The organism is Aquibium microcysteis (assembly GCF_014495845.1).
In the GTDB taxonomy this organism is placed as follows: domain Bacteria; phylum Pseudomonadota; class Alphaproteobacteria; order Rhizobiales; family Rhizobiaceae; genus Aquibium; species Aquibium microcysteis.
In genome coordinates this window covers 5,981,520-6,006,559 of sequence record NZ_CP061080.1, presented here as the reverse complement: position 1 = coordinate 6,006,559, position 25,040 = coordinate 5,981,520, and the positions used below count along the sequence as shown (strand labels likewise).

27 protein-coding genes, 1 pseudogene and 1 riboswitch are annotated in these 25,040 nt (G+C 68.2%); of the genes and pseudogenes, 21 read left to right on the top strand and 7 right to left on the bottom strand.

The annotated features are described in order from the left end of the window. The first annotated feature begins 1 nt into the window (after position 1). The 12 genes from IAI54_RS28285 to IAI54_RS28230 all read left to right on the top strand — a co-directional run bounded on the left by IAI54_RS28285 (position 2) and on the right by IAI54_RS28230 (position 8,372). Entirely contained in the window at positions 2-400 is a 399-nt protein-coding gene (locus tag IAI54_RS28285; protein WP_187970347.1) for an endonuclease domain-containing protein, read from the top strand. Further along, positions 397-894: a GFA family protein gene (locus IAI54_RS28280; RefSeq protein WP_187970346.1), complete on the top strand. Its 498-nt coding sequence runs from the start codon at positions 397-399 to the stop codon at positions 892-894. Before IAI54_RS28285 ends, IAI54_RS28280 begins: the two co-directional genes overlap by 4 nt. After that, the gene (gene pip / locus IAI54_RS28275; RefSeq protein WP_187970345.1) at positions 891-1,844 is read left to right on the top strand and encodes a prolyl aminopeptidase; all 954 of its coding nucleotides are present in this window, start codon (positions 891-893) and stop codon (positions 1,842-1,844) included. The genes IAI54_RS28280 and pip overlap by 4 nt, the downstream gene beginning before the upstream one ends. A 262-nt stretch (positions 1,845-2,106) precedes the next feature. Then, positions 2,107-3,720, top strand: a complete 1,614-nt coding sequence (gene cimA, locus IAI54_RS28270; protein WP_420838254.1) for a citramalate synthase — start codon at positions 2,107-2,109, stop codon at positions 3,718-3,720. Between the two features lie 84 nt (positions 3,721-3,804). After that, positions 3,805-4,245, top strand: coding sequence for a PIN domain-containing protein (locus tag IAI54_RS28265; protein ID WP_235679192.1), 441 nt, complete (start codon positions 3,805-3,807; stop codon positions 4,243-4,245). Then, a complete protein-coding gene (locus IAI54_RS28260) occupies positions 4,242-4,484 on the top strand; it encodes a hypothetical protein (RefSeq protein WP_187970343.1) in 243 nt (80 codons plus the stop codon). Before IAI54_RS28265 ends, IAI54_RS28260 begins: the two co-directional genes overlap by 4 nt. 121 nt (positions 4,485-4,605) lie before the next feature. Continuing rightward, positions 4,606-5,535, top strand: coding sequence for an EamA family transporter RarD (gene rarD / locus IAI54_RS28255; RefSeq protein ID WP_187970342.1), 930 nt, complete (start codon positions 4,606-4,608; stop codon positions 5,533-5,535). 1 nt (position 5,536) lies between these two features. Next, positions 5,537-6,223: a glutathione S-transferase family protein gene (locus tag IAI54_RS28250; RefSeq protein WP_187970341.1), complete on the top strand. Its 687-nt coding sequence runs from the start codon at positions 5,537-5,539 to the stop codon at positions 6,221-6,223. A gap of 61 nt (positions 6,224-6,284) precedes the next feature. Continuing rightward, positions 6,285-6,692 (top strand): NUDIX hydrolase, encoded by a 408-nt coding sequence (locus tag IAI54_RS28245; RefSeq protein ID WP_275403595.1) that lies wholly within the window; start codon positions 6,285-6,287, stop codon positions 6,690-6,692. Between the two features lie 65 nt (positions 6,693-6,757). After that, entirely contained in the window at positions 6,758-7,132 is a 375-nt protein-coding gene (locus IAI54_RS28240; RefSeq protein ID WP_187970339.1) for a TIGR02301 family protein, read from the top strand. Between the two features lie 135 nt (positions 7,133-7,267). After that, positions 7,268-7,525, top strand: a complete 258-nt coding sequence (locus tag IAI54_RS28235) for a hypothetical protein (RefSeq protein ID WP_187970338.1) — start codon at positions 7,268-7,270, stop codon at positions 7,523-7,525. A 49-nt stretch (positions 7,526-7,574) separates the two neighbouring features. Next, positions 7,575-8,372, top strand: a complete 798-nt coding sequence (locus tag IAI54_RS28230) for a hypothetical protein (RefSeq protein WP_187970337.1) — start codon at positions 7,575-7,577, stop codon at positions 8,370-8,372. Between the two features lie 262 nt (positions 8,373-8,634). Here IAI54_RS28230 and IAI54_RS28225 read toward each other — a convergent pair whose 3' ends face one another. Beyond that, positions 8,635-9,966, bottom strand: a complete 1,332-nt coding sequence (locus IAI54_RS28225; protein WP_187970336.1) for a dihydroorotase — start codon at positions 9,964-9,966, stop codon at positions 8,635-8,637. Between the two features lie 119 nt (positions 9,967-10,085). Between IAI54_RS28225 and ygfZ the strand changes: the two genes are divergently transcribed. Together ygfZ and IAI54_RS28215 are read left to right on the top strand one after the other, a co-directional pair. Beyond that, the gene (ygfZ, locus tag IAI54_RS28220; protein ID WP_187970335.1) at positions 10,086-10,985 is read left to right on the top strand and encodes a CAF17-like 4Fe-4S cluster assembly/insertion protein YgfZ; all 900 of its coding nucleotides are present in this window, start codon (positions 10,086-10,088) and stop codon (positions 10,983-10,985) included. Next, complete coding sequence (locus tag IAI54_RS28215; RefSeq protein WP_187970334.1) at positions 10,985-11,653, top strand: HD domain-containing protein; 669 nt, start codon at positions 10,985-10,987, stop codon at positions 11,651-11,653. The genes ygfZ and IAI54_RS28215 overlap by 1 nt, the downstream gene beginning before the upstream one ends. Here the strand turns inward: IAI54_RS28215 and IAI54_RS28210 are convergent. Both IAI54_RS28210 and IAI54_RS28205 read right to left on the bottom strand, forming a co-directional pair. Further along, positions 11,622-11,879, bottom strand: a complete 258-nt coding sequence (locus IAI54_RS28210; RefSeq protein ID WP_187970333.1) for a hypothetical protein — start codon at positions 11,877-11,879, stop codon at positions 11,622-11,624. The two genes, IAI54_RS28215 and IAI54_RS28210, sit on opposite strands and share 32 nt — an antisense overlap. Beyond that, positions 11,872-13,632, bottom strand: coding sequence for a DEAD/DEAH box helicase (locus IAI54_RS28205; protein WP_235679191.1), 1,761 nt, complete (start codon positions 13,630-13,632; stop codon positions 11,872-11,874). The genes IAI54_RS28210 and IAI54_RS28205 overlap by 8 nt, the downstream gene beginning before the upstream one ends. 573 nt (positions 13,633-14,205) lie before the next feature. On the opposite strand from IAI54_RS28205, the pseudogene IAI54_RS28200 reads away from it, so the two are divergent. The 7 genes and pseudogenes from IAI54_RS28200 to IAI54_RS28170 all read left to right on the top strand — a co-directional run bounded on the left by IAI54_RS28200 (position 14,206) and on the right by IAI54_RS28170 (position 21,057). Beyond that, a pseudogene (locus tag IAI54_RS28200) lies at positions 14,206-15,232 on the top strand (TRAP transporter substrate-binding protein). 112 nt (positions 15,233-15,344) lie between these two features. Further along, on the top strand, positions 15,345-15,851 hold the full coding sequence (locus IAI54_RS28195) for a TRAP transporter small permease (RefSeq protein WP_187970331.1): 507 nt from the start codon (positions 15,345-15,347) through the stop codon (positions 15,849-15,851). Next, positions 15,851-17,152: a TRAP transporter large permease gene (locus tag IAI54_RS28190; RefSeq protein WP_210321313.1), complete on the top strand. Its 1,302-nt coding sequence runs from the start codon at positions 15,851-15,853 to the stop codon at positions 17,150-17,152. The genes IAI54_RS28195 and IAI54_RS28190 overlap by 1 nt, the downstream gene beginning before the upstream one ends. Positions 17,153-17,247: 95 nt before the next feature. Beyond that, positions 17,248-17,360: riboswitch (TPP riboswitch) on the top strand. Beyond that, a complete protein-coding gene (locus IAI54_RS28185) occupies positions 17,351-17,956 on the top strand; it encodes a YkoF family thiamine/hydroxymethylpyrimidine-binding protein (protein WP_187970329.1) in 606 nt (201 codons plus the stop codon). (Overlaps the previous riboswitch by 10 nt.) Before the next feature lie 56 nt (positions 17,957-18,012). Further along, a complete protein-coding gene (locus IAI54_RS28180) occupies positions 18,013-18,606 on the top strand; it encodes an ECF transporter S component (protein WP_187970328.1) in 594 nt (197 codons plus the stop codon). Positions 18,607-18,610: 4 nt separating this feature from the next. Continuing rightward, complete coding sequence (locus tag IAI54_RS28175; protein ID WP_187970327.1) at positions 18,611-20,323, top strand: ATP-binding cassette domain-containing protein; 1,713 nt, start codon at positions 18,611-18,613, stop codon at positions 20,321-20,323. Continuing rightward, positions 20,317-21,057 carry an energy-coupling factor transporter transmembrane component T family protein gene (locus tag IAI54_RS28170; protein ID WP_187970326.1) on the top strand — a complete coding sequence of 247 codons (741 nt, stop codon included), beginning with the start codon at positions 20,317-20,319 and terminating at the stop codon, positions 21,055-21,057. The genes IAI54_RS28175 and IAI54_RS28170 overlap by 7 nt, the downstream gene beginning before the upstream one ends. Before the next feature lie 22 nt (positions 21,058-21,079). On the opposite strand, the gene IAI54_RS28165 is transcribed toward IAI54_RS28170, so the two are convergent. The 4 genes from IAI54_RS28165 to IAI54_RS28150 all read right to left on the bottom strand — a co-directional run bounded on the left by IAI54_RS28165 (position 21,080) and on the right by IAI54_RS28150 (position 24,849). Next, entirely contained in the window at positions 21,080-21,640 is a 561-nt protein-coding gene (locus tag IAI54_RS28165; protein WP_187970325.1) for a hypothetical protein, read from the bottom strand. Then, positions 21,637-22,212 (bottom strand): ComF family protein, encoded by a 576-nt coding sequence (locus IAI54_RS28160; protein ID WP_187970324.1) that lies wholly within the window; start codon positions 22,210-22,212, stop codon positions 21,637-21,639. The genes IAI54_RS28165 and IAI54_RS28160 overlap by 4 nt, the downstream gene beginning before the upstream one ends. 70 nt (positions 22,213-22,282) lie before the next feature. Beyond that, the gene (locus tag IAI54_RS28155) at positions 22,283-23,746 is read right to left on the bottom strand and encodes a RimK family protein (protein WP_187970323.1); all 1,464 of its coding nucleotides are present in this window, start codon (positions 23,744-23,746) and stop codon (positions 22,283-22,285) included. Continuing rightward, positions 23,743-24,849 (bottom strand): peptidase C39 family protein, encoded by a 1,107-nt coding sequence (locus IAI54_RS28150; protein ID WP_187970322.1) that lies wholly within the window; start codon positions 24,847-24,849, stop codon positions 23,743-23,745. Before IAI54_RS28150 ends, IAI54_RS28155 begins: the two co-directional genes overlap by 4 nt. Positions 24,850-25,040: the final 191 nt, after the last annotated feature.

Below are 25,040 nucleotides of genomic sequence, written 5' to 3'. Positions count from 1 at the left end.
CATGCCGCACACACCTCCCCCGCCGCAGAACCGCCCCCGCGCCAAGGCCATGCGCAGGCGCATGACCGATGCGGAGCTGAAGTTCTGGAACGCCGTGCGCGCTCATCGGCTTATGGGGATGGGCTTCAGGCGCCAGTTCCCGATCGGTCCATACATCGTCGACTTCGCCTGCCCCGCCTACAGGATCATCGTCGAGATCGACGGCAGCCAGCATGGTGATGATCAGGCCATCCGCAAGGATGCCGTCCGGTCCAGGTTCCTCGGGGAGTGCGGCTGGACCATCCTGCGTTTCACCAACGCCGACGCCCTCACCGGCCTCGACGATCTCTGCCTGCACGTGATCACGGTCGCCGGCCTTGTCCGGCCCGCACCCATCCAGCACGAGGGAGCCCACCCATGAGTCTCGATAACATGCCCCGCTATTCGGGCGGCTGCCAGTGCGGTGCGGTGCGGTTCCGGGTGACCGGGGCGATGGGCGATGCTTCGGTGTGCCATTGCCGGATGTGCCAGAAGGCGGCGGGCAATTTCTACCTGCCGCTGGTCTCGGTCGGCAAGGCGAAACTCGAATGGACGCGCGGGGCGCGCAAGCGGTTCGCGTCGTCGAACGAGGTCTTCCGGGGCTTCTGCGGCGATTGCGGCACGCCGCTGACCTTCGAGGCGCCGGACGGCATCGCGCTCGCCATCGGCGCCTTCGACGAGCCGGAGGAGATCGCGCCGAAGGTGCAGTGGGGCACGGAGGCGAAGCTGCCCTATGTCGACGGCGTCCACACGCTGCCCGGGCACGACACCATGGGCGACGTGTCGTCGGCGTCGTACCTGACGCGGCTCGTCTCGTTCCAGCACCCCGACCACGACACCGACGACTGGTCCCCCGCGAAAGGCACGAACCCATGACGCTGCGCACCCTCTATCCCGAGATCGAGCCCTTCGAGACCGGCATGCTGGAGGTCGGCGACGGCCACAGGCTCTATTGGGAGCGCGTCGGAACGCGGGGGGCCAAGCCCGCCGTCTTCCTGCATGGCGGGCCGGGCGGCGGCATCTCGCCGGTGCACCGGCGGCTGTTCGACCCAGCCCTCTACGACGTGATCCTGTTCGACCAGCGCGGCTGCGGCCGCTCGACGCCGCATGCGGGGCTGGAGGCCAACACGACATGGCGGCTGGTGGCCGACATCGAGCGGCTGCGCGAGATGGCGGGCTTCGAGACCTGGCTGGTGTTCGGCGGCTCCTGGGGCTCGACGCTGGCGCTGGCCTATGCGCAGACCTACCCGGAGGCGGTCTCAGAGCTGGTGCTGCGCGGCATCTACACGCTGACGCGCGGCGAACTCGACTGGTACTATCAGTTCGGCGTGTCGGAGATGTTCCCCGACAAGTGGGAGCGTTTCCAGGCGCCGATCCCGCCAGACGAGCGCCACGACATGATGGCGGCCTACCGCCGCCGGCTGACCGGCGAGGACCGTGCGGTGCAGCTGGAGGCGGCGCGGGCCTGGAGCCTGTGGGAGGGCGAGACGATCACGCTGCTGCCGGAACCGTCGACCAGCGGCAAGTTCGGGCAGGACGATTTCGCGCTCGCCTTCGCGCGGATCGAGAACCACTTCTTCGTCCATTCAGGCTGGCTGGAGGAAGGCCAGCTGGTGCGCGACGCCTGGAAGCTCGCCGACATTCCGGGCGTCATCATCCACGGCCGCTACGACATGCCCTGCCCGCTGCGCTATGCCTGGGCGTTGCACAAGGCCTGGCCGCAGGCGCAGTTCCACATCGTCGAGGGGGCGGGCCACGCGTTCTCGGAGCCGGGGATTCTCGACCGGCTGATCGCGGCGACGGACGCGTTTGCGGGGAAGGTTTGATGGTTTTGGCTTCGTCCCGCCCTGCGGTGTCTCCGGCGTTCGCGCCAGGCACCCCCCTCTGGCCTGCCGGCCATCTCCCCCTCAGGGGCGGAGATCGGCAGCTTCGGCACCGGCGCCCATCCTGCGACAGTGGCGATTGGGCGAGGCGCTCGCGACAGCCGATCTCCCCCCCTGAGGGGGAGATGCCCGGCAGGGCAGAGGGGGGCGCCTCGCGCTACGCCCAACCAACTCCGTGCACCTATCCCTCGGTGGAAGCATGCCAATGAAATCCCGCATCCACCTCTTCGACACCACGCTCCGCGACGGCCAGCAGACGCCCGGCGTCGATTTTTCCGTCGAGGACAAGATCGCCATCGCGGCCATGCTCGACGGCTTCGGCATCGACTATGTCGAGGGCGGCTATCCGGGCGCCAATCCGACCGATACCGCCTTCTTCGAGAAGAAGCGCACGGCGCGGGCGAAGTTCGTGGCCTTCGGCATGACCAAGCGCGTCGGCGTCTCGGCCTCGAACGATCCGGGTCTGGCGGCGATCCTGCAGTCGGCCTCCGACGCGGTCTGCTTCGTGGCCAAGAGCTGGGACTACCATGTGCGCGTGGCGCTCGGCTGCACGGAAGACGAGAATCTCGACGCCATCCGCGCCTCGGTGGAGGCCGCGGCCGCCGCCGGCAAGGAGCCGATGGTCGACTGCGAACACTTCTTCGACGGCTACAAGGCAAACCCCGGCTATGCGCTGGCCTGCGCGAAGGCGGCCCACGCGGCCGGCGCGCGCTGGGTGGTGCTGTGCGACACCAATGGCGGCACGCAGCCGTCGGAGGTGCGGGCGATCGTGGCGGCCGTCATCGCGGCGGGCATCCCCGGCGAGGCGCTCGGCATCCACGCGCATGACGACACCGGCCAGGCGGTGGCGAATTCGCTGGCGGCGGTCGAGGCCGGCGTGCGCCAGATCCAGGGCACGCTCAACGGCATCGGCGAGCGCTGCGGCAATGCCAACCTGGTCACGCTGATCCCGACGCTGATGCTGAAGCCGGCCTTCGCCGACCGCTTCGTCACCGGCATCTCGACGGAACGGCTCGCCGGCATCGCGCGGCTGTCGCGGTCCTTCGACGAACTGCTCAACCGCGCGCCGGACGCGCAGGCGCCCTATGTCGGCTCCTCGGCCTTCGCCACCAAGGCCGGCATCCATGCCTCGGCGCTGCTGAAGGAGCCGCAGACCTACGAGCACGTGCCGCCCGAAAGCGTCGGCAACCGCCGCCGCGTCATGGTGTCGGACCAGGGCGGCAAGGCGAATTTCATCGCCGAACTGAAGCGGCGCGGCATTCCCGTCGACCGGGCCGATCACCGGCTCGACCGCCTGATTGCGCTGGTGAAGGAGCGCGAGGCCGAAGGCTATGCCTACGAGGGGGCGGACGCGTCGTTCGAGCTGCTGGCGCGGCGCACGCTGGGCACCGTGCCGGCCTTCTTCGAGGTGACCTCGTTCCGCTGCATGATCGAGCGCCGCTTCGACGCCAACGGCAATCTGAAGACGGTGTCGGAGGCGATCGTGAAGGTGGAGATCGACGGCGAGGAGCGGATGTCGGTGGCGGAGGGGAAGGGCCCGGTCAACGCGCTCGACATCGCGCTGCGCAAGGACCTCGGCAAGTTCCAGGCCGAGATCGGGGACATGGAACTGGTCGACTTCAAGGTGCGCATCCTCAACGGCGGCACCGAGGCCATCACCCGCGTGCTGATCGAATCGCGCGACGGCACCGGCGCGCGCTGGTGGACGGTGGGCGTCTCCGACAACATCATCGACGCTTCCTTCCAAGCGCTGATGGATTCGATCGTCTACAAGCTGATGAAGAACCGGGAGATGGCGGGGCTGGTGGCGGCGGAGTAGGGGCAGGCGGGGCGAGCAGACCGCAGATGTCCAGAACGATCCACGACCTCGAGTCGATCGGTTACCCATGCGACTGGATTTGCCATGATGATCGTCGCGGATACCAATGTGATCCTCCGAGGCGTGCGGTCGCCTCAGGGTGCATCGGGCTTCGTTCTGCGCGGCATGCTGAGCGGCACGATCGACTTCGCGGCCTCACCTGCCGTGATCCTCGAGTACGAATCGGTGCTGAAGCGTTCCGGTGCCCTCGGAGAACCGGCCATCATCGCGGAAGCGGATATCGACGTCATTCTGGACGCACTGTGCGCGCAGGCAGTCGAGGTCAGTCCGTCGTTCAGGTTCAGACCCTTTTTGGACGATCCCAAGGATGATATATTCATCGAGTGCGCACTGGCGTCGGGAGCCAAGCTGATCGTGACGGACGACCGGCATTTCAGGCATCCCGCAGTCGCCGCATTCGGCCTTCGTGCGCTATCCGCCAGGGAATTCGTGACAGAACTGACTCCTGCAGGCAGGCCATCATGAAAAAAGTCCAACTGCGGGTTCCCAATGACATTCTGGAGCAGGTGCGGGCCGCCGCCGACGAGGAGCGTGTCACGCTCGATCACTTAATTCTGTCCTATATCGCCGACGGCCTGGATCAGAGGACGAACCTCAAGATGATGCGCGCGCGCGCCCGCCGGGCCGACCCGGAGAGGGCACTGGCGATCCTCGATCGGATCGAAGGCATGCCGCCAGAACGCGGCGACGAGATGCCCCGCTGACGGGGTTATGACTGGTGTGGGTCCGGCGCGCCGACGCCAGCCCCCTCCCTTCACCGCCCCTTCATCCATCCATCAACAAAATCCATTGGCCTTTGCGGCCCGCCCGCCGCATAGCACACGCATGACACCCGATGCCCTTCCCGAAGGCGGCGCCCGGCGCGGCTTCGTCTATGCGCTCCTCGCCTATGGCCTCTGGGGCACGCTGCCGCTGTTCCTGAAGGCGGTATCGCACCTGCCGGCGCTGGAGGTGGTGGCGCATCGCGTGCTGTGGTCGATCCCCATCGCCGGCGCCGTGCTCGTCGCCACCGGCCGGACCGGCGACCTGAAGGCCGCCCTGCGCTCGCCGCGCACGGTCGCGCTGGCGAGCCTGACCGCGGGGCTGATCTCCATCAACTGGGGGATCTACGTCTGGGCGATCGCGGTGGAGCGCACCGTCGAGACCTCGCTCGGCTACTACATCAATCCGCTCATGAGCGTCGTCATGGGCATGGTGCTGCTCGGCGAGCGGCTCAGCCGGTCGCAGGTGGCCGCGCTCGGCCTCGCCACCTGCGCCGTCATCCTGATGACGGTCGAGGCGGGGGTGCTGCCCTGGGTGGCGCTGGTGCTGGCAGGGTCCTTCACGATCTACGGCTTCCTGCGCAAGACGCTGCCGATCGGCCCGAGCCAGGGCTTCTTTCTCGAAATCCTGATCCTGTCGGTCCCGGCGCTGGCCTACGCGATCTGGCTGCATGTTTCCGGCACGTCGCATTTCGTCGTGTCGCAACCGCAGAACATGATGCTGCTGCTGGCCTGCGGTCCGGCCACGGCGGTGCCGCTGCTGCTCTACGGCTTCGGAGCCAAGCTCCTGAAGCTCTCCACCCTCGGGATCATGCAGTACATCGCGCCGACCGGCATCTTCCTGATCGCCGTGTTCGCCTTCGGCGAGCCCTTCGGAATGGCGCGGCTGGTGGCCTTCGCGCTGATCTGGGTGGCCCTTGCCATCTACACCTGGTCCATGGTCTCGCAGGCCCGCGATCGGCGCGCCGCGGACGCCGCCGCGCACGGAGGTTGACGTGTACGAACTCATCATCGCCAACAAGAACTACTCGTCCTGGTCGCTGCGCCCCTGGGTGCTGATGCGCACGCTCGGCATTCCGTTCTCCGAGACGCTGGTGCCGTTTCCCGGCGGCGACAGCCTGCCGACGTACAAGCCGCTCTCGCCGAGCGGCCGCGTGCCCTGCCTGGTCGACGGCGGGCTGCGGGTCTGGGATTCGCTGGCGATCGTCGAATACCTGGCCGAGCGCCATCCAGGGGTCTGGCCGGCGGATTCCGCCGCGCGCGCCTGGGCGCGGTCGGCTTCGGCCGAGATGCACTCCTCCTTCGGCACGCTGCGCGACGTCTGCACCATGAACTGCGGGCTGCGCATCCGACTGCACGAACGGCCGGCGGCGCTGATGCGCGACGTCGCGCGCATCGGCGAGATCTGGACCGAGGGGCTCGACCGCTTCGGCGGCCCTTTCCTGGGCGGGCCGGTCTTCACCGCGGTCGACGCCTTCTACGCGCCGGTCGCCTTCCGCGCCCAGACCTACGGGCTGGAATTGGGCGAGGCCGGCGACGCCTATGCGGCACGGCTCCGCGCGCTTCCGGCCATGCAGGACTGGTATGCGGCAGCGCTCGCCGAACCCTGGCGCGAAGAGGTTCACGAGGCCGAGGCACGCACGGTCGGCGACTGGACCGGCGATTACCGCAAGGCGGGCTGAGCATGGGCGGGCGGGGCTGCGGAAGCAGAGTGCATCCTGCGCCCGCCGCCGGTTCAGGCCGGTGACCGCGCCCGTGCTCGTTCCCGCCGTCTCGATCGCGCTTCGACGCGGCGAGCGCCTGCTGCTGGTGAAGCGCGGGCGCGCGCCGGCGATGGGGCTCTACGCCTTTCCCGGCGGCCGGGTCGAGCACGGCGAGACGCTCGAAGAGGCGGCGCGCCGGGAACTGAAGGAGGAAACCGGGCTCTCGGCCGCCGCGCTGGAGGTGCATGCGGAACTGGTGCTCGAGGGCGCGACGCCGCAGACGACCTATCATCTCACCGTGTTCCGCGCGCTGCACGTGGACGGCGAGCCGATCCCCGGGGACGACGCCACGGCTGCGGGCTTCTTCACCCTTTCGGAGATGGCGGACCTACCGATGACGGCGTCCACTCTTTCCGCCGCAAGGATCATATTGTCGCTTCCGCGTTAACCATCCGGCAACCTATGCCCGCAGGTGTCTTGTTCGCGCCCGATTCCTGCGGCACGAACGGGGCGATGTCACGCCACACGCGATTCCGTGCCGCCCTGCTCGGCCTCCTCGTCACCCTGCCCCTGCCGGCGGGCGCGGTGGATGCGCCCTATGAGGAGCGGCTGTACCGGCTGGGCGAGGTGCTGGGATCGCTGCACTATCTGCGCAATCTCTGCGGCGAGACCGGCAGTCTCTGGCGCGAGCAGATGGAGGCGCTGGTGGCGGCCGAAGACCCGTCGCCCGAGAAGCGGGCACGGCTGGTGGCAAGCTTCAACCGCGGCTACCGGAGCAACTCCGAAATCCACATGAACTGCACGGAGGCGGTGGCGGCGGCGATCGCGCGCTACATGAAGGAGGGCGAGCAGTTGACGCACGAGACGGTGATCACGTTCGGCAACTAGACGGCCGGCGATTTTTCCCGGGATGGCGGCGTGCAAGGCGGTCGTCCTGTGGTAAAGGATTAACGGTTCATTAAGGGACCGACGGTGGCACTGCCCCGAAACGGGACGGCCGCCGCGGCAAGGTGGGTGGAAAGCATGGGACAGGGACTGGGCGAAATCGACGCGCTGATCCGCGAGGAGAAGCGCCTGACGGCGGTGGAAAGCCAGACGGAAGCCTGGGCCGAAGGTCTTTCCGCCGGCATCGAACCGGAGATCATCGCCGAAGCCGCGCTGACGACGGCCTTCGTGGAACTGCTGCGCGCCTGCGGCGAGGAAACGGCGCTGGCCCTGCTCGACACGATGCGCGAGAAGGTGATCGCCGGCGAGTTCGAACTGGTCCGCTCCCACCACTGAAGCCGCACGACACGGCGCCGGACGCCTGACCAAACGAGAGCCCCTGCTTATGACGTTCGCACCGAGGTCCCTGGCGATCGCCATGCTCGCAGCCGCGGTCGCGCTGCCGGCCGGTGCCGACGCGCGCGCCGGAAGCGTGCCGCATGCGAAGGGCGCGCCGCTTCTGGCGCTGAGCGAGATCGGCCAGGCGCCGGCGGCGAGCGAGGAAGACGCGGCCGACGAGACGGCCCCGGTCGAGCGCGGCGTGCCGCTGCCCGATCCGGTGCTGCGGCTGCCGCTGCCCGCCGTGCCGGCCGTTCCACCCTCGCCCGCGGACGACGCGCCGGCAGGCACGGGAGAGCCGGAACAGCCGGACGACGGCGAGGCGGCAGACGAGACGCTGCCGGAGGTGGTCTACGATTATTCGCTGCTGCCCGACGAGGTCCGTCGCATGCGCGAGCTGATCCTCGAGGCCTGCCGCAGCGGCGACCCGGAGCGGCTGCGGCCGCTGATCGGGATCGGCGACGGCGCCACGCAGATCTCCTTCGGCGACGCCGGCGACGACCCGATCGCCCATCTGATCGAGATGTCGGGCGACGAGCGCGGTCAGGAGATCCTCGCCATCCTGCTCGAAATACTGGAGGCCGGCTACGTGCACCTCTCGCCCGGCACGCCCGGCGAGATCTACGTCTTCCCCTACTTCTTCGGCCTGCCGCTGGAGCGACTGACGGACCCGCAGCGGGTCGAGCTGTTCAAGATCGTGACGGCGGGCGACGTCGAGGAGATGAAGCTCTACGGCTCCTACACCTTCTATCGTGCCGGCTTCTCGCCCGAAGGACGCTGGCTGTTCTTCGTGGCGGGAGACTGAGCGTCGGGCGCGCGAGGCCGGACCCGTCGCATCTCCTTCGTCTTCTTCCGCCCAGCGAGCACCTGCGAAATCGGACGGCCGTCATCCTCGGGCTTGTCCCGAAGATCTGCCGCCTCCTGCGCGACGGGCGCTCCGGCGTGTCCCGCGCGTCGGCAGGACCTTTCTTGCGCCGCATTGCAGATCCTCGGGACAAGCCCGAAGATGACGTGGCGAGGGCGTCGGCGGCCGGCATAGGTCGCAGCCTGTCGCGCTAGCCCCGGCTTCAGGCCGGCAGCGCTTCGGCGAACAGCACCGGCTCGCCCTGCCCCGGCGTGACGATCTCGCCCTCCCACATGACGCGGCGGCCGCGGATGATGGTGCCGACCGGCCAGCCGGTGACCGCGCGGCCGTCATGGGGCGTCCAGCCAGCGCGCGAGCCCTGGTCCTCGTTGCGGATGACGGCCTTCCGCTTCAGGTCGACGATGGTGAAGTCGGCGTCGTAGCCGGCGGCGATGCGGCCCTTGCGGGCCATGTCGAAGAGGCGGTTGGGGCCGTGGCTGGTCAGGTCGACGAAGCGCTCGATCGAGAGGCGGCCGGCGGCGACGTGATCGAGCATGATCGGCACCAGCGTCTGCACGCCGGTCATGCCCGAGGGCGAGGCCGGATAAGGCTTGGCCTTCTCCTCCAGCGTGTGCGGCGCATGGTCGGAGCCGAGCACGTCGACGACTCCATTGGCGATGCCCGTCCAGATGCCGTCGCGGTGGCGGGCGGCGCGCACCGGCGGGTTCATCTGGATCAGCGTGCCGAGGCGGGCATAGTCGTCGGCGGCGAGCGTCAGGTGGTGCGGGGTGGCCTCGCAGGAGGCGACGTCCTTGTGCCGTTCGAGGAAGGCGATCTCCTCGGCGGTGGAGATGTGCAGCACGTGGATGCGGGCGCGCACCGACCGGGCGATGCGGACCAGACGCTCGGTGCATTGAAGCGCTGCGATCTCGTCGCGCCAGACCGGGTGCGAGGCGGCGTCGCCGTCGATCCGCTCGCCCATGCGCTCGCGCAGGCGGAACTCGTCCTCGGAGTGGAAGGCCGCGCGGCGGCGGGTGTTCTTCAGGATCGAGGCCACGCCCTCATCGTCCTCGACCAGAAGGTCGCCGGTCGACGAGCCCATGAAGACCTTGATGCCGGCCGCACCCGGCAGGCGTTCGAGTTCGCCGACCTCGTGCGCGTTGTCGCGCGTGCCGCCGACCCAGAAGGCGAAGTCGCAATGCATGCGATGCGTGGCGCGGGCGAGTTTGTCGGCGAGGGCCTCGGCGCTGGTGGTCAGCGGCTTGGTGTTGGGCATCTCGAAGACCGCGGTGACGCCGCCGAGCACGGCCGCGCGCGAACCCGTCTCCAAATCCTCCTTGTGCTCCAGCCCCGGCTCGCGGAAATGCACCTGGCTGTCGACGACGCCCGGCAGCACGTGCAGGCCGGTGCAGTCGATGCGCTCTGCAGCACTGGCCGCCGAGAGATCGCCGATGGCGACGATGCGGCCGGCGCGGACGCCGACGTCGCGGATGCCCGCGCCGTCCTGGTTGACCACGGTGCCGCCCGTCAGGATGAGATCGCAGGTTGAAGCCATCGCCGTCACCGCCCTTGCCCGGATGATGCGGCCGGCTTACGTAATGGCCCCCGAGAATGCAAGCCGAGGCTCTGCCCGCGCCGGCCGCCACGCCGGCCGAAGGGAGCCGGAGGAACACCATGCCGACCGTCGTCCTCGCCGACCGCGCCTTCGTTTCCGTGTCCGGTCCCGACGCGGAGCATCTGCTGCAGTCGATCCTGACGACCGACCTCGCCGCCCTGCCCGAGGGCGTGGCGAAACCGGGCGCGCTCCTGACGCCGCAGGGCAAGATCCTGTTCGACTTCCTGGTAAGCCGCGACGGCGCGGACGGCTTCCTGCTCGAGTGCCGCGGCGCGATCGCCGACGACTTCATGCGCCGGCTGATGCTCTACAAGCTGCGCGCCAAGCTGACGATTTCCAGGCGCGACGAGCAGCTCGTCGCGGTTTCGTGGGTCGCCGGGCCGGACGCCCCGGATGCCGGATCGACGGCGACGGCTCCGGGCGCCGCGGCGGAGGCACGCGGCCTGCGCGACCTGCGCTTCCCCGAGGCGCTCGACGTGCGGCGGCGGGCGGTGGCGGAGGCCGCCGCGGCGGGGAACTCGCTCGACCTCTGGACGCGGCTGCGCATCGCCCATGGGGTGGCCGAGAGCGGCAGCGACCATGCGCTGTCGGACGCGTTTCCGCACGACGTTCTGTATGACCAGAACGGCGGCGTGGGGCTGCGCAAGGGCTGCTATGTCGGCCAGGAGGTCGTCTCGCGCATGCATCATCGCGGCACGGCGCGGCGGCGCGTGCTGATCGCCCATGGCGAGGGCGACCTGCCCGACGCCGGCACGCCGGTGCTCGCCGACGGCCGCCCGGCCGGCGCGCTCGGCACCGTGCTCGGCACTGAGGGGCTGGCGCTGGTGCGCATCGACAAGGTGAAGGCGGCGATGGATGCGGCCGCGCCGGTCACGGCCGGCGGCGTGGCGCTCACACTGTCGATCCCGCCCGGCATGGGCTTCTCCTTCCCCGAGGCCACGGCCGGCGAGGAGCCCTGATGCCCGACCGGCCCGGCGCACCGGCCCGCGCCTGGCAGCGCATGCTGTCGGGCCGCCGGCTCGACCTGCTCGACCCCTCCCCGCTCGACGTGGAGATTTCCGACATCGCGCACGGGCTCGCCCGCGTCGCGCGCTGGAACGGCCAGACGCGCGGCGACCACGCGTTCTCGGTGGCGCAGCACTCGCTGCTCGTGGAGACGATATTCACGCTGCAGAACCCGGCCGCGACGCCGCAGGCGCGGCTGACGGCGCTGCTGCACGACGGCGCCGAATACGTCATCGGCGACATGATCTCGCCCTTCAAGGCGGCCGTCGGCGGCGGCTACAAGGCGGTGGAGGAGCGCCTGCAGAACGCCATCCACATGCGCTTCTCGCTGCCCCTGCGCGCCGACCGGCTGAAGGCCACGATCAAGAAGGCCGATCTCGTGGCCGCCTATTTCGAGGCGACGGAACTCGCCGGCTTCTCGGTGGAGGAGGCGAAGAAATTCTTCGGCCAGCCGCGGGGGATCGAAGCCCGCGCGCTCGACCTCGAGCCGAGGCCGGCGGGCGCGGTGCAGCGGGCGTTCCTGGAGCGGTTCGGGGGGCTGGTGGGGGAGATGGAGCGGGCACGGGACGGGGTGACGGCGGATAGGATGCCTAGATCGGCTCCGCTCCCTCGACGCTGTTGACCTCGCCGGCAGTGATAAGCGCAAGCGTCGCTTTGATCTTTTCCGCGTCACGCTGCAAGATTCTCACTCCGCAATCGAGGCAGTAGTAGTCCCAACTTCGCTCGTTCTTCACCTCCATTCGCCGGTCGCCTTTCTGCAGCCGGTGAGTGGCGTTACCCTGGCAATTATGCCCCTTCTTCACGATCCCGATCTCAACGGTGGTGAGCAGCGACTTGATCCTAGGCATCGAACACCGCCTTAGTCGCGCGCTCGACGATACCAGCGAAATCGGCCTCGATACGGTCTAGCTCTCCCTGTGTGAACTCGCCGCGCTCGCCTGATTTTCTGCCGACCAGCTTGTTGGCCTGATCGTCAATCGCGCCTTTCATCACGACGAAATTCGTCTTGTTCAGCCGCCTTCGGTCGAGGTCGTATCCCTGATGGTTGATCTTCCTGACGGCAAAGATCCTGCCAACCTCCGTCTTGATCCGAATGTCAAGGGCGGCACGATGAGCCTGGCGCTGACGCACCTTCGTCACCGGCACGGCGTCGAGCTGATTCATGGCCCGCGCAACAACTTCGCCGGTGTAGCCGCGCTCGCGGAGTTTCCGGATCATCTCCTGTGCCTCAGCGTCGTCCTCGATGAGCGGGATCTCCTCGAGCTGGACCTCCGTTTGCGAGCGGACCTGGACGCTATCGCCTGATCCCGGCACAACTGGATCGATCTCGATCTCGTCGCCACGCGAGAAGTCAAGTTCCTCCATCGGCAGCAGGGCGTCGAAGAACTCCTGGTCTGCGCCGGTGTAGGATTGGAAATCGCTCCACCGTCTGGCGACGTTAGCGCCGGCATGGAACACCACGACGCCGCGGTTCACCGGGTTGTCGGGCGCGTTCTGCATCACCACGCGCATGATGCGGCCAACGAACTGCACAAAGGGCGAGAGATTGGCGAAGATGCTGAACACGGCGGCCACTGCTAGGCGTGGGTGATCGAAGCCCTCCCCGAGCTTTCGCACTTGAACGATCACATCGAGCTCGTTGTTCTCGAGCTTTTTCATTACCTTATCGTTGGCCTTGCCATCCTCGAGGGAGTGCACGTAGTCCGCGCGGCGACCGCGCGCCCGGTATGCCTTCACGATCTCCCCGCAGTGCACGAAGTTCAGAGCGGAGGCGATGATCTTAAGATTGTTGTCGCCCGCTTCCTTCCGAAGCCGATCTAGTTCGCGGATCGAGGCGTCGACGATGGTCGTCATGGTCGCCTCTGATGATACGATGCTACGACGGAAACCGGAATCGTCCTCGCCAAGCCGCCGCACTTCGTCGAGGCTCACCTCGATCTCCTGCCCGTCCTCTCGCCGGACATAACGTAGCGTCTTGGGGTTGAGCACTACGGCCTTGAGCCGCTTCACGTAGCCGGCGCGGATTGCCCGCGCGACCGGGTAAGAGTAGATGATCTTGCCGGCCATGAGTTGGCCGTCCGAGCGCATAGGAGTAGCGCTAAAGTTGACAATGCGTGCGGCGGGGAACTTCGCCTTGAGAAGGTCCCAGGACGCCGCGACGTTGTGATGCCCTTCGTCAAAGAGGATGAGATCGAAGTAGTCATCCGGCAGATCCTGAAGCCAGCGGTTTTCATCGCCTTGGAGCTGTTGGATATTCGTGACGACGACGTCAGATACGTCGAGGTCGCCGCGATTGGTCGTTTTACCCCTGATCTCGACCGGCTCAGGATACGGAGCGCCGATCACCTTTGCCTTCTGATAGAACATGTCCACGTTCGCGGGATCGAATTCTTTTAAAAGTTGTCGGGCAATGTTTAGGTTCGGCGCCACAACCAACGTGCGGTTGGACTTGAAGGCGAACGGTGAGATGGCGATCGTCCCCGACTTGCCGCAGCCGACCGGCAGCACGACTCCCGCTTCCCTGTCGCCCTCGTTGACGAACCGATCAATGGCTGCGAATGCTTCACGCTGCGGCTCACGGACTAGCGTGTTTCTGTCCACAGCAGCTTTTCGGGTCTTAAAAAATCCTGGCATACGAAATCCTCCTAAATATCGACTATTTGGCCACCATACGCATCTCGGCCCGATTCTGGCAAAGCGAACAGGATCGTCATTTACCGATACATTGGAGTCGAACAAGATACATTCGATCTCGACAACGTTAGAATGGCCGACGCGGGCACTGCATCCAGATGGGTAGGCGGTCGAGCTTGAAGTCGGAGCCGGGGCAGGAACCGTCTCTGATCTCTGCGTCAGCCGGTCGCGTCCAGCAGATCATCGTATGCTTGGTCTTCACCGACTGGATTGGCCACTGTGGACCACAAGCGGACATCTCCAGCGTGAAGCGTCAATGGCGGAAATGGCGTCGGCTCCGGCTCAATCGGCGACCGAGCAGAGTGCCTCCACCACAACTGGTCCGCTCGCCCCGTCGCCGCCGGCCGGCGGCCCCCTCCCCCTGCATGTATACACGCTTCCTCGAAACCGCTTGCCTCCCGGCGTCGCACAACCTAGGCTTTCTCCATGGCCGGCTGCGGGAGGAAACTGCGCCGGGGCATTCAGCCAGGGAGGAACGACATGATCAGGACAACCATGTTCGCGGCCGGCGTCGCCGCAGCAGCGCTTCTGAGCGGGGGTGCGCTGGCGCAGGATGCGCCGGTGGAGCTGCGCCTGGCGCACTGGGTGCCGCCGCAGCATCCGCTGCACGTCAACGGCATGACGGAATGGGCCAATTCGGTGAAGGAGGCGTCGGGCGGGTCGATCACCGTGACGCTCTATCCGGCGCAGCAGCTCGGCCAGGCCGGCGACCATTACGACATGGCGCGCGACGGCATCGCCGACATCGCCTTCGTCAATCCGGGCTACCAGCCGGGGCCGTTTCCCGGTGATCGCGGCCGGCGAACTGCCCTTTCTGATCAGCAACGCCAAGGGCGGCTCGGCCGGGCTCGACGCCTGGTACCGCGCCTATGCGGAGAAGGAGATGCCGGACGTGAAGGTGTGCCTGGTGCACTTCCACTCGCCGGGGACGTTCCATTCGAAGACCCCGATCAAGGTGCCGGGCGACGTTTCGGGCCTCAAGGTGCGGCCGGCGCATGCCACCATGGCGAGCTTCGTGTCGCTGCTCGGCGGCCAGAACGCACAGGTCTCCGCGCCCGAATCGCGCGACGCGCTGGAGCGCGGCGTGGCCGACGCGATCACCTTCCCGTGGAACTCGATCCTGATCTTCGGCATCGACAAGGCGGTGAGCTACCATCTCGACATGCCGCTCTACGCGACGACCTTCGCCTGGGTGATGAACCCCGACAAGTATGCATCGCTGTCGGAGAACCAGCAGAAGGTGATCGACGATCACTGCACCAGCGACTGGGCCGAGAAGGTGGCGATCGGCTGGGCCGACAACGAGGACAGCGGCCGCGAGAAGATCAAGGCGATGGAGGGCCACGAGCTGATCGTGCCCTCGGAGGCCGACGTCACCGCCTGGCGCGAGGCCGCGGCGCCGCTGCGGGCGCAGTGGGCCGACAAGGTGAAGGCGGCCGGCGTCGATCCCGATGCCGCCATGAGCGCGCTGGAAAGCGAACTGAAGGCACGCGGCGCGGCCTATTGAGGCCTGCCCGGTGCGGCGGCGCGACGCCGCCGCACCGGCCGCACGAACGGCGCGTCCGGCAGCCGATGCCGGACGGTGCCAGACTGACTGACCCTCTCTTGCGGAACGGACCATGAGCGGATTCGATCGGATCATCGGCCGGGTGTCGGCGCTTGTCGACGGCGCGGCGGCGATCTTCCTCGCCATCATCACGGCGCTGACCTTCCTGGCGGTGCTGCTGCGCTACGTCTTCAACGTGCCCTTCCCCGGCTCCTTCGACGTCAGCCGGCTGCTGCTCGGCGTCGCGATCTTCTGGGGCATCGCGGCGGCGGCCTGGCGCAACGAGCACATCAAGGTCGACCTGTTCTGGCAGATCCTGCCGGCACGCGCGCAGAAGGCGGTGGACCTGTTCTCGGACATCCTGTTTGCCGGCTTCGTCTTCACCTTCGCCTGGATGCTGTTCCGGCAGGTCGAGAAGGTGCGCGGCTCGGGCCTGACGACCTTCGAGATGGGAATACCGGTCTGGCCCTTCACCGCCGTGGCCTGGCTCGGCATCCTGTTCTGCGCGCTGGTGCTCGCGGCCCGGGTGCTGCGGTCGCTCGCCGCGCTGGTGGCGCCTGCGGGTGACGCACGGCCATGATGAGCAACGATGTCATCGCGGCCGGCGGCTTCGTCGTCCTGTTCCTGCTTCTGCTGCTGCGCGTGCCGATCGGGGTCGCCATGGGCATCGTCGGCGTCGGCGGCTTCGGCATGCTCTCCGCCTGGACGCCGGCGCTGAACCTCCTGTCGCTGTCGCCGATCCGCACGGTGACCGACTATTCGCTCGGCCTGGTGCCGATGTTCATCCTGATGGGCGCCGTGGCCTCGGCGTCGGGCATGAGTGCGGAACTCTACCGCGCCGCCAACGCCTTCCTCGGGCATCGCCGCGGCGGGCTCGCGATGGCCACGATCACCGCCTGCGGCGGATTCTCGGCGATCTGCGGCTCGTCGGTGGCCACCGCCGCCACCATGGCCAAGGTGGCGCTGCCGGAGATGCGCAGATACGGCTATCCCGACACGCTGGCCACCGGCGCCGTGGCGGGCGGCGGGACGCTCGGCGTCCTGATCCCGCCCTCGATCGTGCTCGCCATCTACGGCGTGATGACGGAGCAGGACATCGGCCGGCTGTTCATTGCCGGGCTGGTGCCGGGCCTGCTGGCTCTGGCGATGTATCTGGTGACGGTGCGGATCTACGTCGCGGTGGCGGGCGGCGGCATCCCGGCACAGCCGCGGGCGGACTGGGGCGAGCGGCTGGCGGCGCTGCGCGGGGTGTGGGCGATCCTGCTCCTGTTCGTCTTCGTCATCGGCGGCATCTATGGCGGCATCTTCACGCCCTCGGAGGCGGCGGGCATGGGGGCCGCGGGCGCGATCATCATCAGCGTCGCGCGGCGGCGGATGGGCTGGCGCCGGCTCTACCAGTGCCTGCTCGAAAGCATCCAGGTGACGGCGGGGATCTTCATGATCCTGATCGGTGCCATCCTCTTCGGCTATTTCCTGACCATCACCCAGACGCCGCAGAAGGTGACCAACTTCCTGCTGTCGCTGGAGCTCGGCGCCTATCCGACGCTGCTTCTGATCCTCCTGTTCATGGTGCTGCTCGGCTGTATCCTCGACGCCATGGCGATGATCATCCTGATGATCCCGATCCTGTTCCCGGTGATCCTGGCGCTCGGCTTCGACCCGATCTGGTTCGGCGTCATCATCGTCATGACGGTGGAACTCGGGCTGATCACGCCGCCGATCGGGATGAACGTCTTCGTCATCAACACGCTGGCGCGCGACGTCAGCCTGCCGACGATCTATCGCGGCGTGATGCCCTTCGTGGCCACCGACGTGCTGCGCCTCGGCCTGCTGATCGCCTTCCCCTGGGTGGTGATGTGGCTGCCGAACACGATGCAGTGACGGCGGTGGCCGTTGCGCGGCGACCGGCATGGCAGCCATGCAGCGAAAGGTTGCAGAGCCGGCTTGCGCCGGCCGCCGGTGCCTGATACCAATGATGCATTCGACAGGGGAGCTCCGTAACGCCGGGGCTGAGATGCGGGGCGGCATGCCTCCGGACCCTCAAGCTGATCTGGTTAATGCCAGCGGAGCGAGGCGAGCATGTTTTCCGGTGCCCAGATATCCCTTTATCCCATGTGCGACGATTTCGTCGCCGTGATCCTCGGCGCCTTGTCGGCGCTCGACCCCTATCGCGAACGGTTCCGGATCGAGACCGACGACGTCTCGACGCTGATCGTCGGTCCGCCGGAAGAGATCTTCCCGGCGATGCGCGACCTGTTTACCGCCGCGGCGGCGTCCGGCGTGCACGTGGTGCTGTCGGCGACGGTGTCGCGCGGCTGCCCCGGCGAACCGGACGACGCGCTCTGCACGCCGCTTGCCGGCGGGCCGCTCGGCCCTCTGGAGACGCGGATCGCGCAGGCGCGGCAGCGCGTGGCAGAGGCGGCCTTGCTCGGCCAGCCGGTGGCGGCGCAGTTCTCGCTCTATCCGCTCGGCGCCCATGCCCACATGGACGAGATCTACGGCTGCATCGACTTCCTGAAGGGGTCCGGCGTCTTCGACCGGTCGAAGAATTTCTGCACCAAGCTGCGCGGTGATGCAGGACCGGTGTTTTCGACCCTGTCGGAAGCCTTCCTGAGCTTCGGCGCGCGCGAGGGCCACGTCGCGCTCGACCTGACGGTCTCGGCGAACAGCCCGACCGCAGCCTGACCGCGCGCGGACCGTCCGCGCGTCCCTCTTCCCAACCTGAAAACCTCGAGGTCGTCATGACTGCCGTCGCCCGCTCCAACGCGTGGACTCTGCGCGAAATCCTGATCGTCGCCGTGCTCGGCGCCGTGTTCGGCGTGCTCTACCTGGCCTGGGTGCAGGTGTGGCTGATCGCGCAGGCGGTGTTCGGGCCGGTGACCATGGACGTGGTGATGGGCTTCTGGTTCATCGTCTCGATTATCGCCGCCAAGATCATCCGCAAGCCGGGGGCGGCACTGCTGTCGGAACTGCTGGCGGCAGCGACGCAGGTGCTGCTCGGCAGCCCGGCCGGGCTGCTGCTGCTGGTCACCGGGCTCGTGCAGGGCGCGGGCGCGGAGGCGGTGTTCGCGGCGACGCGCTGGCGCAGCTACCGGCTGCCGGTGCTGCTGGCGGCGGGCGTCGGCGCGGCGGTGGCCTCGTTCGCATACACCTGGTTCCGCTTCGACTATGGCGCGCTGGCGCCGGGGTTGCTGATCGCGATGTTTACGCTGCGCTGCCTGTCGGGCGCGCTGCTCGGCGGGCTCGCGGGCCACTGGATCACCGAGGCGCTGTATCGCACCGGCGTGCTGTCGGGCCTCGGCATCGACCGCGACCGGCGCGCCGGGATCGCGTGACGGCATGCCCGAGGCGCCAGCCATCGATGCCGCGACCTGGCGCGACGCCGCCGTGCGCTACCCCTATGCGGCGGCGGATGCGGTCGGTCCCGTCACGCTCGCGGTGCGGCAGGGCGAGGTGCTGCTGCTGCTCGGACCGTCGGGGGCCGGCAAGTCGACGCTGCTCGCCACGCTGACCGGGCTGGTGCCGCAGACGATGCCGGCCGAAGTTTCGGGCGCGGTCGAGCTGTTCGGCGAGGCGGCGTCGGCGCGACGGCCCGCGCAATGGTCGGTCGTGGTGTCGCGGCTGTTCCAGAACGCCGAGGAGACGCTCTGCGGCATGACGATCGGCGACGAGGTGGCCTTCGCGCTGGAGAACCGGGCGCTGCCCCTTGCCGAGATCGAGGCCCGCGTGGCGGCGGCGATGCGGGCCGTCGGCCTGTCGCCCGACGACCGCGGCCGCCGCACGATGGCGCTGTCGGGCGGCGAGAAGCAGATCGTGGCGCTGGCGGCTCTGCTGGCGCAGGACGCGGCGCTGGTGGTGGTGGACGAGCCGACGGCGCATCTGGCGCCCGCCGCGGCCGCACGGCTGGCGGAGCTGGTGCTCGTTCGACGGGACGGGCGCAGCGTGATCGTCGTCGACCACCGGCTGGACGGGCTGGTGGGCAGCGTCGACCGCGTGGCGGTGCTCGACCGCGACGGGCGGCTGGTGGCCGCGGGCGATCCGCGGACGGTGTTTCCGGCGCATCGCGAGACATTGGCGGCGCAAGGCATCTGGCGGCCGGCGGCGACCGAACTGGCGGCCGACCTCGCGGCCGCGGGCGTGGTGCTGGAGCCCACGCCGCTCGCCATCGGCGAGGCGATCCGCGGTCTCGACGCGCTGGCGCCGGGGCAGCGGGAGGCGGCGCGGCCCGTCGCGGCCCGCTTCGTGTCGGAGCGCCTCGCGCCGGCCGCGGCGGGAGGCGGGACGGAGGTGGTCCGGCTCGCGAGTGCGGCCTGCGCGCCGTTTCTCGGCCCCATGGTGCTGGATCGGATCGACCTCGCCGTCCGCGCGGGCGAGGCGATCGCGATCCTCGGTGCCAATGGGGCGGGCAAGTCGACGCTGGGGGCGAGCCTCGCCGGCCTGTTGCGGCTGAAGCGCGGGCGGCGCGACGGCGCTGCCGGCGGCATCGCCTTCCAGAATCCGGAAGGCCAGTTCGCGGCCGGCTCGGTGGGGGAGGAGATCGCGGCGGCGCTGGGGATCGGCTCCGGTGGACACGATCTGCCGATGCCGGCTGGCCCCGGACGCGGGGCGGAGGCCGACGCGGCACGGATCGCCGCCGTCCTGCGCGACTGGCGGCTCGAGGGGCTCGCCGCGCGCCATCCGTTCGAACTGTCGCAAGGCCAGAAGCGGCGGCTGGCGCTGGCCTGCCTGGTTGAGGCGGGGCGTTTTCCTCTGCTGGTGCTCGACGAGCCGACCGCCGGGCTGGACGCCGCCGGCGTCGCGGCGCTGGCGCGCACGGTGGAGGCGCTGCGGGCGCGCGGAACGGCGCTGGCGATCATCACGCACGAGCTCGACTTCGCGCTCGCGACCTGCCCGCGCGCCGTCATCCTCGGCGAGCGGCGGATTCTCGCCGACGGCTCCTGCCCCGTTCTGCTCGCCGACCGCGACCTGATGCGCCACGCGGGGCTGGAGCGCCCGGCCCTGCTCGACCTCGCCGCCTGGACCCGTGCTGGCGCGGAGGCGGCGGCATGCTGAGCGCGCTGCATCCGCTGCCCAGGATGGTCGTCTGCCTCGTCTGGATCGCGGCCTCGATCCTGGTCTTCGACGCGGTCTTCCAGCTGGCGACGATCCTGGTCGCGGCGCTGGCGCTGATCCTCGCCGAGCGCCGCTCGCCGCTTCTCGTGCTGGCGCTGATGGTTCCCTTCGCGCTGTTCGGCTTCGGCTTCCTCACCACGTCGGTGCTGTTCCGGCAGGAGAGCGACTTCGCGCTGCACGTGGCGTCGGAATCGCCCTTCGGCGGCGCGGCGCTGTCGGCCGGCATCGTGCTGTTCCTGCGGGCGATCGCCTGCGGCATGGTCTCGGCGCTGTTTGCGCTGACGACCGACCCCGGCCAGCTGATCAAGGCGATGATGGTCTCGTGGCGGCTGCCGCCGTCGATCGGCTACGCGCTGTTCTCGGCGCTGCATCTGGTGCCGGACCTCGTCGGCGAGGCGCGGCAGATGCGGCTGGCGCGGGCCATGCGACGGGGCCGCCCGCCGCGCCGCATCCCCGGCCCCGGCGAGGCCGCCGCGCTGGTCGTGCCGCTGCTCGCCTACGCCATCCGCCGCGCGTCCCGCTCGGCCATCGCCATGGAAGCGCGCGGACTGGGCGCCGGGCCGCAGCGCACGGTGACGGGCGCGCCGCGAGCGGGAAAGCGGGACGCGGCGTTCGTGGTCGCGGCGGTGGCGCTGATGGGCGCGAGCCTGGCGGTGGCGGCGCTGGTGGGCTGAGCGGCCGATGGAGGTTCCCCCGCTACAGGTTCAGCGTCGCCTGCCCTGCCCGGCCGATCTCGGCCATCGTTCGGGTGAGGTTGGTCTTCCTGGCGATATCGAGATAGTCGTCGCGGTCGCAGAGTTCGAGCAGGCGCGCGATGTCCTCGGCGGTCTTCACCACGGCGAAGTTTCGGGTGGTCGAGAGGTGGACGACGACCGACTTTCCCTGCCTGACGAGTTCGAGAACGTTGTTGATCGAGCCTGCGCTCTTCCCGTCCCAGAGAACGAAGCCGTAGTCGGCGTGACCCGCCATGGCCTTGTCCTTCACCGTGTAGAAATCGCGACCGGACAGTGACGAAGGAACCTCGACGTGTCTCGTCGGCCATTCGCCCACATTGTTGCGGCACGTCTGGCCGGCGCAGAAGACGGTGACGTTCCGATAGCCATTCGCAGCGAGATGAATCTGCATGGCCTTGTCAGCGCCGCTGGCGTCGCCGATGACGATGGCGAACTCCTGATCCATCATCCGGCGGATGCGGTCGCGGATCGCGTCGTCGAGCCGGTTCACGCTGCGGGAACCCGATAGGAAGACGGTCGTCATCGCTTGCTCCTCGTCATGGTCATCGTGAGAGCACAGACGCTCGCAACCTTTGCATCGTCAAGCAGGACCGAACAGCAGGCATCGAGCGTTGCTCCCGACCTGTACAGATCGTCGACCAGAAGCACATGCTTGCCCTCGAGCGTCTGACGGCCCGCAACCGAAATCGAACCCGCCAGAAGCGAGCGCCTTTCTTCCGGATCGCCTACGTTCTTGAGTTCCATTGCACCGGACTTGCGCAGGAAGCCTGCCAGGACCGGCACATTCCGGCTTTCGCCAAGCGCCAGCGCGATCTCGTCCACTGGCTGGAACGGACGAGCCCCGTTCGACGATGGCACGGGAACGATCGCGGCGAACTTCTCGATCCCTCCGATACCATCGAGGAGGCGGATGATCTGCGGAATGGCGGTTCGGTCGTTCTGGTACTTGAGCCGATAGACGAGTTCGCCCATCTCGCTTCGCTTGCTCTCGAAGCGATCATGACCGAATTCATCCGGCCCGAGATAGGTGCTGGCGAGCGTGTGGAGATCGAACGCATAGCCCTTTCGCCACCGGCCGTGGATTTCGAACTTCATCCCGCTTGCCGTCCCAGGGAACAACGGCAGGATACACCGACACCGGTGTCCGTGTCGCCTCCATTCGCGCCTACCGCCCCGTGCGCTCCAGCCGGTCCAGGAACCACTGGGTGAGGCGGACCCAGACCTCATCCTTCTCGGCGGCGTCTTCCCAGCCGTGGTCGAGGTTGGGGTTGTCGTTGACCTCGATGACGTAGACACCGTCGGGTGTTTCCTTGAGGTCGACGCCGTAGAGGCCGTCGCCGATGCAGCGGGCGGCGCGGACGGCGGTGTCGATGACTTCGGGCGGGGCATCCTTCAGGCGGAAGGGCTTGATGCCGCCCTGGTCGGGCTTGCCGGCGCGGTCGTGGTTGACGATCTGCCAGTGCTTCTTGGCCATCAGATAATGGCAGGCGAAGAGCGGCTGGCCGCCGAGCACGCCGACGCGCCAGTCATACTGCGTCGGCAGGTATTTCTGCGCGATGATCAGGTCGGAGGATTCGAGCCACTCGGTGGCGAGCGCCTTCAGCTCGTCGGGCGTGGAGGCCTTCTTGACGCCGCGCGAAAAGGAGCCGTCGGGGATCTTCAGGACGAGCGGGAAGCCGAGCCGCTGGGCCGCGACGTCGAAGTCGGCGGGGCCCGCGATCATCACCGACGGCGGCACCGGCACCTTGTTGGCGGTCATCAGCTCGTTCAGGTAGACCTTGTTGGTGCAGCGGATCATCGACATCGGGTCGTCGATGACCGGCATGCCCTCCTGCTGCGCGCGGCGGGCGAAGCGGTAGGTGTGGTTGGAGATCGCGGTGGTCTCGCGGATGAAGAGCGCGTCGTAGTTGGCGAGCCTGGCGAGATCCTTCTTGCCGATCGGCTCGACCTCGACGCCCATCTTCTCGGCGATCTTGGCCCAGTGGCGCAGCGAGGACACCATCGAGGGGGCGAGTTCCTCGTTGGGGTCGACAAGCGTGGCGAAGGTGTAGCGCGAGGGGGTCCGGGTCCGGGTGTCGCGCCATTCGCGCTGGGTGTAGGTGGCGAGGCATTCGAGGAATCGTGCCTCCTCCTCCGGCTTCATCCGGCCGAGCGGAACGAAGCCGATCTTGCGGATCGCGGCCCAGCCGTTCTCGTCCTTGATCGAGACCTCGAGCGCCGGCGCGCGGAACCAGTCGAAGAGGAGCTTCGCGAATCGGTCCGTCGCCCTGGACGGCGCGATGCCGAAGAAGACCGGGAGCCTTGTCGGGAAGACGCCGCCGAGATCCTTGCGGCACTTGTTGAGCGCGAGTTCGAGTTCCGGCAGCGCGTGCTCGTAGAGCTTGCGCTCCGACAGGTCGATCATGGTCTCGACGGTCGGGATGACGCGGTGGCCGCGCGAGGAGGCAAGCAGCGAGGCGTAATAGCCGCGGCTCTGGTAGGCGTAGCTGTTCGACAGGTTGATCACCTTCGGCCGCTGTCCCTTGAACAGCGCCGGATGCGCGAGATAGTCGCGGTTGGTGATGATCTTGTGCGGCGTGGCGTAGGGGTCGATGTCGTTCTGGCGGCCGGTGAGGATGACCCAGGTCATGGACGGTCGAGCTTTCCGATGATGATGGCCGCCCTCAGGCCGTCGCGGCCGAACTGCGCCATGGTCATGAAGATGGAATGTGGGACAGGAATGTTGGCCGCGTCCGCCTTGGTCTCGCCGCGCTCGTCCTCCACCCATGGGTCATGCAACAGGATGTGGTCGCCATCGTCGCCGATGGCAAGGACCCAGTGTGGGACCTTCTTGCCGAACATGAGATAGCCGCTGACCAGCACGATGACGAGCTTCCCCTCCGCGAGCGCGCCGCGGATGTCGTCCAGCACGAAAGGCCGGTAGGACACGGGCAGACCGTGACGCTCGGCGCGCAAACGGAAATCCACCTGCGCCAGTTCCATGACGCGGCGCTTTTCCGTGCTGCGCACCGACTGGAGGAAGAGCGCGCCGTGGAAGGAGACCAGGATCTCCGCGGACAGGCCGTGATCGCGGGCGGCGACCGCCAGGCCGAAGGGCTCGCAGCCGCCGGGTCCCGACATCATGAAGACCGTGGTCGCCTCCCGCCAAAGGCGGATTTCCATCACGGGGTCCGGCGTGAAGGACCGGTCGAAGAAGGCCTTGGCCATCATCAGGCAGCAGGGACCGCAGGTGAACTCGCAGGTCTGCTCGTAGAAGGGCACGCGCGTCTGCACCGGAACGCCGCCGCGCAGGGTCTTCTCGTAGCGCAGCGCCGCCATGCCGTCGGAATAGTATTCGTTCTCGCGGCCGATTCGGCGATAGCCGCGCTTTTCGTAGACGGCGATGGCACGGGCATTGTCCTCGCGCACCTCGAGCCGGAGCATCATGCGGCCGTGCCCGAAGGCGGCGTCCTCGGCGGCCTGCAGCAGCCTGCCGCCGGCGCCGGCCCCCGCGCGGTCGGGCGCGACGGCGATGGAATAGAGGCGGGCGACGGCCGTGCCCTTGCGAAAGAGGACCATCGCGTAGCCGGCGATGCGGGCCTCCTCCTCCAACACGAGTGTCTCGGCCGATTCGCGCTCGATCAGTTGGCGGAAGGAGCGGCGCGAGATGCGGTCCGTCGCGAAGACGGCGTTCTCGATCGCCACCAGTTCGGCGATGTCGCGCAGATCGGCAGGGCGGATGCGGGCGGTCATCTCAGGGACTTATCTCCTCCGACGAAGACCCCCGGCCCCGTTCGCGGAGAGCCTGCGGCGCGGCCATTCCGCAGGCGCGCACGGTGCCTTCGCTCTTCGATTATGACGGAAGTGTGGCGAGACGAAAGGCCCTCGCCGGCGGGAGCGCAACGTGCCATCCGGCGTTGTGGAACACATGCCCATCGGCGGCC